The following is a 1,862-nucleotide window of genomic DNA, read 5'->3' as shown; positions in this document are numbered from 1 at the left end:
TTCAGAACTAACACAGTGGACGCGAGCAACTGAGGACAAGCCCTCGGCCTATTAGTACCAGTCAGCTTCACCCGTTACCGGGCTTCCACATCTGGCCTATCAACCCAGTCGTCTACTGGGAGCCTTACCCTCTCAAGGAGGTGGGAATACTCATCTTGAAGCAGGCTTCCCGCTTAGATGCTTTCAGCGGTTATCCCTCCCGAACGTAGCCAACCAGCCATGCCCTTGGCAGGACAACTGGCACACCAGAGGTTCGTCCGTCCCGGTCCTCTCGTACTAGGGACAGCCCTTCTCAATATTCCTACGCGCACAGCGGATAGGGACCGAACTGTCTCACGACGTTCTAAACCCAGCTCGCGTACCGCTTTAATGGGCGAACAGCCCAACCCTTGGGACCGACTCCAGCCCCAGGATGCGACGAGCCGACATCGAGGTGCCAAACCATCCCGTCGATATGGACTCTTGGGGAAGATCAGCCTGTTATCCCCGGGGTACCTTTTATCCGTTGAGCGACGGCGCTTCCACAAGCCACCGCCGGATCACTAGTCCCGACTTTCGTCCCTGCTCGACCCGTCGGTCTCACAGTCAAGCTCCCTTGTGCACTTACACTCAACACCTGATTGCCAACCAGGCTGAGGGAACCTTTGGGCGCCTCCGTTACCCTTTGGGAGGCAACCGCCCCAGTTAAACTACCCATCAGACACTGTCCCTGATCCGGATCACGGACCGAGGTTAGACATCCAGCACGACCAGAGTGGTATTTCAACGACGACTCCACCATGACTGGCGTCACGGCTTCAAAGTCTCCCACCTATCCTACACAAGCCGAACCGAACACCAATATCAAACTGTAGTAAAGGTCCCGGGGTCTTTCCGTCCTGCTGCGCGAAACGAGCATCTTTACTCGTAGTGCAATTTCACCGGGCCTATGGTTGAGACAGTCGAGAAGTCGTTACGCCATTCGTGCAGGTCGGAACTTACCCGACAAGGAATTTCGCTACCTTAGGATGGTTATAGTTACCACCGCCGTTTACTGGCGCTTAAGTTCTCAGCTTCGCACACCCGAAGATGTACTAACCGGTCCCCTTAACGTTCCAGCACCGGGCAGGCGTCAGTCCGTATACATCGCCTTACGGCTTCGCACGGACCTGTGTTTTTAGTAAACAGTCGCTTCTCGCTGGTCTCTGCGGCCACCCCCAGCTCACGGAGCAAGTCCGATCACCAGTGATGGCCCCCCTTCTCCCGAAGTTACGGGGGCATTTTGCCGAGTTCCTTAACCATAGTTCACCCGAACGCCTCGGTATTCTCTACCTGACCACCTGAGTCGGTTTAGGGTACGGGCCGCCATGAAACTCGCTAGAGGCTTTTCTCGACAGCATAGGATCATCCACTTCACCACAATCGGCTCGGCATCAGGTCTCAGCCTTATATGAGGGACGGATTTGCCTACCCCTCGGCCTACACCCTTACCCCGGGACAACCACCGCCCGGGCTGGACTACCTTCCTGCGTCACCCCATCGCTTACCTACTACCACCTTGGGTCAGCGGCTCCACCACTTTCCTTTCCCCGAAGGGTCCGGAACGGCTTCACGGCCTTAGCATTAATGGATTCGATATTGGGCGTTTCAAAGCGGGTACCGGAATATCAACCGGTTGTCCATCGACTACGCCTGTCGGCCTCGCCTTAGGTCCCGACTTACCCTGGGCAGATCAGCTTGACCCAGGAACCCTTAGTCAATCGGCGCACACGTTTCTCACGTGTGTATCGCTACTCATGCCTGCATTCTCACTCGTGAACCGTCCACAACTAGCTTCCGCTGCTGCTTCACCCGGCACACGACGCTCCCCTACCCATCACAGC

At 56.4% G+C, this 1,862-nt stretch carries 1 rRNA gene; it reads right to left on the bottom strand.

Annotated features, from left to right (window positions below):
* Nucleotides 1–31: 31 nt before the first annotated feature.
* A 23S ribosomal RNA gene (locus tag ACGFYU_RS37860) occupies nucleotides 32–1,862 on the bottom strand; the annotation flags it as partial.

Origin of the sequence: Streptomyces sp. NPDC048337 (assembly GCF_043201175.1) — a bacterium.
Classification (GTDB): Bacteria; Actinomycetota; Actinomycetes; order Streptomycetales; family Streptomycetaceae; genus Streptomyces.
Note: the sequence above shows the minus strand (reverse complement) of the source record. Positions and strands in the feature narration are given on the sequence as shown.